The 1,797-nt window shown below is 68.5% G+C and carries 3 protein-coding genes; all 3 read right to left on the bottom strand.

What is annotated here, in order from left to right:
• Positions 1-131: 131 nt before the first annotated feature.
• From ACZ7IB_RS49175 to ACZ7IB_RS49165, 3 genes are read right to left on the bottom strand one after another with little or no spacing between them, the layout of a single operon-like run.
• Positions 132-821: a pentapeptide repeat-containing protein gene (locus tag ACZ7IB_RS49175; protein WP_470921887.1), complete on the bottom strand. Its 690-nt coding sequence runs from the start codon at positions 819-821 to the stop codon at positions 132-134.
• Complete coding sequence (locus ACZ7IB_RS49170; RefSeq protein WP_470921885.1) at positions 818-1,144, bottom strand: hypothetical protein; 327 nt, start codon at positions 1,142-1,144, stop codon at positions 818-820. The genes ACZ7IB_RS49175 and ACZ7IB_RS49170 overlap by 4 nt, the downstream gene beginning before the upstream one ends.
• Positions 1,141-1,572, bottom strand: a complete 432-nt coding sequence (locus ACZ7IB_RS49165; protein ID WP_470921884.1) for a DUF6313 family protein — start codon at positions 1,570-1,572, stop codon at positions 1,141-1,143. Before ACZ7IB_RS49165 ends, ACZ7IB_RS49170 begins: the two co-directional genes overlap by 4 nt.
• Between the last annotated feature and the right edge of the window lie 225 nt (positions 1,573-1,797).

Here is a 1,797-nt window from a genome sequence, read left to right as displayed (position 1 = left end):
CCGGTAAGAACCACGTCACCAGCCGCAAACAACTGACCTACTACTCCGTCGAGCAGCCCGCGAGGATGTCATACCGGTATGGCTGTCCCTCGTGGTGCTGAATGTACGTGGGCCAGCGGTTGCTGGGGCTGTCACACCCGGAGCGTACTGCGGTCTGGGCTCTGCCCGCCGCGTACCTGGTAGACGCCCGGACTCACCTCGTCGGAGCGCTCGGCAATATCCGATGCCAAGTTGGCAGGCCACAGAGTTTCCCGGCTCCAGATTGCGCTTAGTGGAAGGCGCATGTTCGTAGCGCCTGTAAGCCTCGCGCCGGTCAGGTCCGTGCGGGTCAGGTCTGCGTCGGTCAGCCTCGCGCCGGTCAGGACCGCGCCAGTCAGGTCCGCGCCGGTCAGCCTCGCGCGGGTCAGGTCCGCGTCGGTCAGGTCCGCGCCGGTCAGGACCGCGTCGGTCAGCCTCGCGCCGGTCAGCCTCGCGCGGGTCAGGACCGCGCCAGTCAGGTCCGCGCGGGTCATGAACGCGGAGGCCAGGTCCGCGCCGGTCAGGACCGCGCGGCTCAGGTTCGTGCCATACAGGAGCCCGGCGGTCAGGTCCGCGTCGGTCAGGTCCGCGCGGCTCAGGTTCAACTGAAACGTATCGGCCGGATACTGAGGCGGCTGGCTGAGGCCAGCGGCCTCCTGCACTGGTTCGCGGGGCGTTTCCTCGGAGTGCTGGGTAATGGCTTCGGCGGTGGACTCGATAGCCGAGGCCGGGACTTCGCGACAGGCGAGGTAGAGCAGTCCGCGCAGGCGGGCTGCGTGCTCGGCGCGTTCGTAGTCCGTCATGTCGCCTCCAGCCTAGGCCGGGGACTCACAGCAGGGGCCTGGCGCCTGACACAGATGGGACAGCGGTAGTCGGGCAGGTTGCTGACTGCCAGGAGGAAGTTGATGGCCTCGTTCTCGGCCCGCTGCACGGTGGCTGCGGCACTGCCTTGCGGAGGTGCCGCTCCCATGATGATTTCAATCAGGCGGGTGAAGTGCTGCTCTGCATGGTCCCAGTCGGGTCCGGCGTTCCGGACGGTGTTGAGGGGATGACGGGCGCCGAACGCCAGAACTGCGGTCTTGACGGCCTCGCTGCCCTGTTTGTGCACGTCGTGCAGGGTAATCACGAGCCGTCTCCGGAGGCCGGTGGCGGGCTGGGGGGTGCGGCCAGGCGGCGTAGTTCGCTGAGCACGTCGCTCAGCTCGCGCGCGTGGTGGGCGTCGATCTGCTCGGTGATGACGTAACCGGCGGCCGCTCCGACGATGGCGGGGATCGCGGCCCAGCCGATCAGGGACAGTGGCCAGGCGCACCACTGGGGACGGACGCCGGCGGGCGAGGTGATGCCGAGCATTACGTCGTAGGCGTTCGCCCAGCCGATCAGAAACCCGTTCAGCACGTACAGCACCCCGCACACTGCCAGCACCACGGCGCCGCGGCTCAGCAGCCAGAAGCCGAACCGGGGTAGGGCGTGCCGGTCGGCCCAGCGAGCCCGTAACCGCTGCCGTCGCCTCGGTGGCGGGGGGCCGCCGGGCGGAGGCGAAGGTTCGTGGGACACATCACCCAGGGTAGTAGCTAGATCGTCTGCGGGTCAGGTGAACGGCGGCTTCCACAGCAGGAATTGGGGTGTGACCCGGTACAGAGCGGTGCGGCCGCGGGCCCAGCGGGCACGAGCGCGCGGCGCAAGGTACGGCAACCACCGTAGGAGCTCGGGCTTAGCTGAGTAACCCTTGCAGCCCCGGCCGTTGATCGTTTGCGGCTGGTGACGTGGTTCTTACCGGCT

The organism is Streptomyces sp. NPDC037301 (genome assembly GCF_055602785.1).
This window is presented reverse-complemented; position numbering and strand designations above follow the sequence as displayed.